This is a genomic window from Gilliamella sp. Imp1-1 (genome assembly GCF_001690415.1).
Classification (GTDB): Bacteria; Pseudomonadota; Gammaproteobacteria; order Enterobacterales; family Orbaceae; genus Gilliamella; species Gilliamella bombi.
Window position 1 is genome coordinate 1 of the sequence record NZ_LZHK01000126.1, and the last position, 6,457, is coordinate 6,457.

At 29.8% G+C, this 6,457-nt stretch carries 5 protein-coding genes and 2 pseudogenes; 1 reads left to right on the forward strand and 6 read right to left on the reverse strand.

Annotation, left to right across the window (positions count from 1 at the left end; all coding sequences use genetic code 11):
- Positions 1-45: 45 nt before the first annotated feature.
- Positions 46-300 (reverse strand): annotated as a pseudogene (locus tag A9G38_RS10270) (transposase); the annotation flags it as partial.
- A 113-nt stretch (positions 301-413) separates the two neighbouring features.
- On the opposite strand from A9G38_RS10270, the pseudogene A9G38_RS11850 reads away from it, so the two are divergent.
- A pseudogene (locus A9G38_RS11850) lies at positions 414-642 on the forward strand (integrase core domain-containing protein); the annotation flags it as partial.
- A gap of 108 nt (positions 643-750) precedes the next feature.
- Here A9G38_RS11850 and A9G38_RS10275 read toward each other — a convergent pair.
- From A9G38_RS10275 to A9G38_RS10295, 5 genes are read right to left on the reverse strand one after another with little or no spacing between them, the layout of a single operon-like run.
- Positions 751-2,832, reverse strand: coding sequence for a capsular polysaccharide biosynthesis protein (locus A9G38_RS10275; protein WP_034913169.1), 2,082 nt, complete (start codon positions 2,830-2,832; stop codon positions 751-753).
- 23 nt (positions 2,833-2,855) lie between these two features.
- Entirely contained in the window at positions 2,856-3,515 is a 660-nt protein-coding gene (locus A9G38_RS10280) for an ABC transporter ATP-binding protein (RefSeq protein ID WP_034913166.1), read from the reverse strand.
- A complete protein-coding gene (locus A9G38_RS10285; RefSeq protein WP_034913161.1) occupies positions 3,515-4,318 on the reverse strand; it encodes an ABC transporter permease in 804 nt (267 codons plus the stop codon). The genes A9G38_RS10280 and A9G38_RS10285 overlap by 1 nt, the downstream gene beginning before the upstream one ends.
- Positions 4,318-5,217, reverse strand: a complete 900-nt coding sequence (locus A9G38_RS10290) for a hypothetical protein (RefSeq protein WP_034913158.1) — start codon at positions 5,215-5,217, stop codon at positions 4,318-4,320. Before A9G38_RS10290 ends, A9G38_RS10285 begins: the two co-directional genes overlap by 1 nt.
- Before the next feature lie 29 nt (positions 5,218-5,246).
- A complete protein-coding gene (locus A9G38_RS10295) occupies positions 5,247-6,389 on the reverse strand; it encodes a polysaccharide biosynthesis/export family protein (RefSeq protein WP_034913153.1) in 1,143 nt (380 codons plus the stop codon).
- Positions 6,390-6,457 lie beyond the last annotated feature (68 nt).

A 6,457-nucleotide genomic window follows, 5' to 3' on the forward strand; every position in this document is an offset into this window, starting at 1 on the left:
GTAGTTGCTGTGCCCACGTTTTACGTGCCTTTGTGGGCACTAAAGCTTTTTTATGATTTCTTCCTGAAGCTGTGATTTTAAGCTCAGCTCGGCAAACATCTGCTTAAGTTTGCGGTTTTCAGCCTCCAGCTCTTTTAAGCGTTTGATATCCGAAGTTTCCATGCCGCCGTATTTTTCCCGCCATTTATAAAAAGTTGAATTACCCATACCATATTTACGGCAGAGTTCCTTGACAGGAATACCTGCTTCAGCTTCTTTTAAAATAGCGACGATTTGATGTTCAGTCATTTTTTTCATCATTAAATCCCCTTTTACTTTTATCATAGAGAATTTTCTACTTTTTTGCTGTACTATTTTAGGGGAGAGTTACAGGTCTGAATTTACAGGAAAAACCTTTACCAACTGGGCTAAATTATATGGAGCTAGGTAGCCCATATCAAAATGGCTATATTAAACGATTTAATCGTACCTATCGTACTGAAGTACTTGATTTATATCTTTTTAATAACTTAGCGCAAGCAAAGAGAATAACCAAAGAATGGTTAACGATTTATAACACCGAAAGATCGCATTGAGGCATTAAATAACATGACACCGATTGAATACAAAACACTAAACAGGTTGCTTAATTTTCTACGTTAGTTGTGTAGTACTAAGTTTCGGGTATTTACAAACGCCTTATAAGATTTTAGTGGATTATTTTGTTTATGAGTGTAAATAGCTCTATTTTCTCCTAAAACAAAAATATAACTATTTAATTTTATTTAATTTATAAATAAGAAAAACAATTTGTTTTAACTTGTTAAATTGTTTTTTTAACCAAACCTGTTTAATTTCTCTTGAAGCTTTTAATTTTTTATTATTTAAATAATTTATTAAAGTTTCTGGATCGGTAAATTTTAAAGAATCAGGATGAATATAAATAGGATAATCATACATAACTATATAAATTAGTTCATGGATTGTTAATGACCTATTTCTTCTAACATTAGGATATATATCGATTGTTAATCCCCAGCCAGAGTAAAATGGTTGCCCATAACACACTACTAGTTTATTTCTGATTAAAGCTTCAAAACCTGCTAATGAAGTAATTGTATGGATTTCATCAACTTGCTCAATACAATCGATAATATCAACAAATTCAATAATATTATCAACATATTTTTTTATTTCTAATATATCAACTTCGCCTTTTCGATTACCACTTAAAACATCTGGGTGAGGTTTATAAACAATATAATCGTCTGGATTATTTTGTCTAACAGCTTTTATTAATTCTAAATTTGTTTTTATAATAGGAGAACCATATAAAATAGATGCGTCATCCTCAACCTGTCCAGGTATTAAAATGATTTTTTCTTTATTTTCAATAGGCCTAATATTCATTTTCTTACCAACATTGTATTTACCTAATTTAGTTACAATTAGTAAGTTTTGTAGTGAGCTAGCTTTTTCTTTTTCCTTTTTAGTGACTTTTTTATTTGCTAATAAAAACTCTAATTCACTAATATTTTGGGAATTAAAATAAATACCTAGTTTATCAATAACCAATGAATATGGCATAACTAGATTGGATCCTAAACCAATAGAGCGGATAAAGCCGTCCTCAATACGAAATGGATTCATACTGTTAATAATTGGAAGTAACCCTTTTTTCCCTTGCCCCCATATTAATAATTTCTCAGTTTTAAGTTCGTTCTTTGCATCTTTGTCATTAAGAATTTTTATATATTTACCCACTGAAAAAAAACGACATTTTACAGAAGGTAGCCTTAAATAAGGTAACAGTACTTGTTTCTTCCAGAATGAAAATCCAACTAAGTTAATCGTACCTCTAAGTTTATTATTGAGTGTTTTGATTTTGATTAAATAGTCAATAACATCAAAAATAGTTCCCTTTTTTCCTGTATAAGGATTAATGTATTTACAATATAATATGTAGCTTGCAATAAACAGCTCTAAGATTGTGGCTTGAGTTCTTCTACCATTTGCTCGTAAATGTTTTATATTTTTATGTCGATCATCAGTGACACCCCAACCAGCATACCAAGGTAAACCAAAGGTAATAACCTGTTTACCCAATAAAAGTGCTTCAAATCCCATATGCGATGTAACGACATACACTTTATCAAAATGTTTAAGCAATGAAAGAGAGTTGACATCTTCACTAAATAACATGATTGATTTTTGGTTAGCTATTTGAGTTAAATAACCTTTCTTGTATCCATTAATTACATCTGTATGGGTTTTTACATAAATTGTTGAAAGAGGGTTCTCATTAACTGCACAATTTAGCATTGATATAAAAGTTTGTTGATTTGCTCCACCTAGCTCGACAGCCATATCTCCAAATGTTTGATCGATAACTAATACTTTTTTATTTTTATTATTGGTTTTATCCTCGAAACCACAAAAATCAGGTGCATGATTATATTTTGATAGCTGCGCCTCAATAATTAATTTTAATGCAAAGGTTGCTTCATTTATATATTGATTTAAATTCGTTTTATCTTTAATTAACATTTCTAATTCTGATGGTTTTCTAGAATCATAATAAATGCCAATACTATCAGCAATAAGTGATAGTGGAGGATAGCCTTCTAGACCTAAACCAATAGAGCGTAAAAATCCATCTTCAAGAGCAATAAATGGTAGTAAATGTTTATTTGCATATGTCCTAGCTTTTATTGTTGTTGGACGATATCCCCACCCTGCAACTGCATCAATTTTCTTTTTAGTCTTTTTTTTACTAAACGACAGATCAGAAAAAAAGTGATTAATACTTTTTATTGTTAGGATTTTTTTTGAAAAGACCAGAACATTTTTCATTTAGAATTCTATTAATAATAAGCTTATGTAATTTTTTGTTGTTTATTATGGTAAATATAAGCTTGTTCAATTGTATCAAATTGATATAAGTAACCAGCATCAAGCACCATAGCTTTATCACAATAATTTTGTATAGCATTTATATTATGTGAAACTAGAATGAGAGCTCGATCTTTTTTATTTTCAAATAATTCTGTTTTACATTTTTCTGTAAATCTAGAGTCACCAACAGCAATCACTTCATCAATTAAATAACAATCAAACTCAATTGACAATGACAACGCAAAAGCTAAACGAGCTTTCATGCCAGAAGAGTATTTTTTTATTGGTTCGTATAAATAATCGCCTAATTCCGCAAAGTTTTCAACGTATTCTTTCATTTTTTCAATATTACATCCATAAATTCGACAAATAAATCTTAAATTATCCATTCCCGTCAAACTACCTTGAAAAGCACCAGAAAAAGCTAATGGCCAAGAAATTGACATATTTCTTATTATTGAACCTGTGGTTGGTTTTTCTATTTCACTCAGAAGTTTAATTAGTGTAGATTTACCCGCACCATTACGCCCCAAAATTCCAATTTTTTCGCCTCTATGTAAAGAAAAATTGATATTATTAAGGACTGTTTTATATCCTTTTCTTGTTGAGTACTGTTTACCTACATTTTTAACAATAATCATCAATTATCCTCAAGAATATAATTCTCATTAATTTTTACCATAGTTAATCCCACAAATAACAAAACTATATTACAAAAAAGCAAATAACTTACATTTTGATGTGTTATAGTTGAGGGGCCGAAATAACCTGCTCTAAACATTTCTGTTCCATTAATTGGTGGAATATAAAGCAATAACTTTTGAATTTCATGAGGAAAAGTCTCAACCCAAAAGAAAGCTCCAGATAAAGGCATCAGGATAAAACTTAAAGTACCCCACATTTTATCAAAGGCTGCATATTTGGCAGATAAAACAAAAATGATTAAACCTAACCCTAGAGAAAACCAACACATCAAGCCCCAAGCACATAGCATATAAAAAGGATCATAAGGTATAGCAATTAGTCCAGCAAAAATAAAAATTGATATAACAAAAACTTGAGCGGCACTTGCCCCAATTATTTCAAGAAATACACGTGCATAGACTAGATCTAAAATTTTGATATTACGATGATATAACAATGCTTTATTGGCAGTTACTGAACCTTTTGCTCGAGATGAAGCATTACGCCACATCATTACCATTGGATAGCCTGTTAATACAAATGCAATAATATTAAGATTGGATACAGAATTTATTTTAAAAAAAAACCACATTAAGCTTATTAACAACGTTAACGACATAGGTTCAACAAATAGCCAAAGAAAACCGATATTATTACGTCCATAACGGGTAATTATTTCCCTTAAAATTAAAGCATTCAATACATTAATTTGTATTTTTAATGAACGCATAAATGATGTTTTAGTAAATACTTCCGTCATCAATCTTTATGTTCTCTTATACCAGCTGAAAGTAAATTAATAATACCATATACTAAAAAGCTAATTATAAAAGTTGCAATGATATTATAAATGCGTGCGGGTTTAAATGATACATCTGATATACTCGGCTGCTCTATTCGCTCTAGATAAAGTTGCTTTTTAGTTATTTCCACCTGAGCATTACGTAATGATAATGTGGCTGCCTCAAATTGTTGTTTAGCAACCGTATTATTAATTAATATCTGTTGATACTCAGCTAAATTAGCATCTCTATTTTTATTTCTTTGAAATTCAGCTAGAGCATGAGCTTCTTTCTTCATCTGTGATTCAGCATTTTTCAGTTCTGCTAGCGATGCGGTTATGAGATCTTGTTTGGCTCGTAAATTTATTTGGTTTACAAAACCTTCAGCTTGTTTTAATAATTGTTCATTTATTTTGAATGCATCTTGCATATCAAAAGCATTTACACTAATTGTAGCAATACCTGTAGAACTGTCAAAATTGACACTTATCATATTACTCATGTATCGATAAAAATATTCTTTTTTATTATACGAGTCAAGATTAAATCCATTAAATCGAGATATTATATCGCCTTTTTGAGTATACCACTTTTGTACTGGTAAAACTTTTTCAACAGAGGATAGAGCATCTCTAGATTTTATATATGACAAAACAACATATGAATCATCATTAGAGCGTGAAATTCCAACTTTTGAAAAAAAACTTCCCAATCCTCCCAATGATGATTGAGTATCTGAAGAACGTATAATATATGTTGCTTCAGATGTATAAATATTTTCAGCAATTAATCCAAAATAAATTATCGATAATAAAGTTGGTAATGATACAATTAGATGTAATAACCAACTTTTTTTTCTTTTAAAATTTAAAAACATAAAATCTCACGAGTGCAATAATTAAAAACTTATTCACTAATCTGGTTAATTTGATTAACAACGCCAACACCTGGTGAGAAAATCGCATATAAGAATTTTTGTAGTTCTAGAATTGGTGCAGATGCAACATAAACAATATCATTATTCTTAATTTGGAAATTCTTCATTATGAAGAATGAATTAGGATTATTTAAATCTATTTGGTAAACCGTTGGTACAAGCTCTTTCTTATTATCTATCGATAAAGTGTCTTGATATCTAAACACAAAAACACCTCGAGCATCAGATTGACTATCTCGTAAACCACCAATACGAGCTAATGCTTGTGACAAATTAATTCCAACAGCTTCAAATCTGACTTCTTTTGTTGAGCCTATTGCCCCCATAGAAATAAAAGAACTAGGCTTATTAATCAAAGTAATAACATCATCTTTTTGAAGATGAACATTAAATTTAGGATTAGATAATACTAAACTTAGTGGAATTTTATTAACTTTATTATTCCTAGTGACTTGTATTAAAGTATCTTTAATATCATACATATTGCTACCTAACATGGTAACGGCATCTAATAAACGCTCCCCCTTAGCTGTTATAGGCATTTTACCACTAAATTTATCACCAATAACTGTAACATTTGAAGAACGTTTTTCTAAAACAGTGACAATTACTTGGGGTCTATTTGCAATTCCAGATAACTTTTCAATTATTTCTTTTTGTAGCTGAGTGGGAGTTTTATTAGCAACTTTCACATTTCCAACAAACGGCAAAGAAATAAACCCTTTAGAATCAACAATTACTATTGGTAATTCAGTTAATCCAGTTTTTGGAGCACCTGTATCACCTGAACCTACAAACAGTATTGCTGGAGGGGTTTCAATTACAGAAATCTTTATACTATCGCCTTTACCTATATTATCAACTTTTTTATCTTGGCTATCTCTTTCATTAATAAGCTTTGTAAAGTTAAATAAATTAGTTTGCGCTTCTTTTATAGAATCAGGTGAAATATTTAAATTAACGATTTTTACTTTATTATAAATTTTATCTAATTCAGCATGTTGTTTATTTATATTTTTTATAGATGAAAAATTTGGTCCTGAATGAGGTAAAACAGTACAACCACTTAAAATAATTGCTAGCGTTATTGGAAGAAGGGACGGTAATTTCAAAATAAATTTCCTTACTCATCAATTGATTATATATTTTTAAAAGTTTTGGATTAGAAATTTACACATGT

Bases quoted from the DNA above. Each gene is read 5' to 3' on its own strand.
- A9G38_RS10275 (WP_034913169.1), bottom strand. From the start codon at position 2,832: ATGAAAAATGTTCTGGTCTTTTCAAAAAAAATCCTAACAATAAAAAGT.
- A9G38_RS10280 (WP_034913166.1), bottom strand. From the start codon at position 3,515: ATGATTATTGTTAAAAATGTAGGTAAACAGTACTCAACAAGAAAAGGA.
- A9G38_RS10285 (WP_034913161.1), bottom strand. From the start codon at position 4,318: ATGACGGAAGTATTTACTAAAACATCATTTATGCGTTCATTAAAAATA.
- A9G38_RS10290 (WP_034913158.1), bottom strand. From the start codon at position 5,217: ATGTTTTTAAATTTTAAAAGAAAAAAAAGTTGGTTATTACATCTAATT.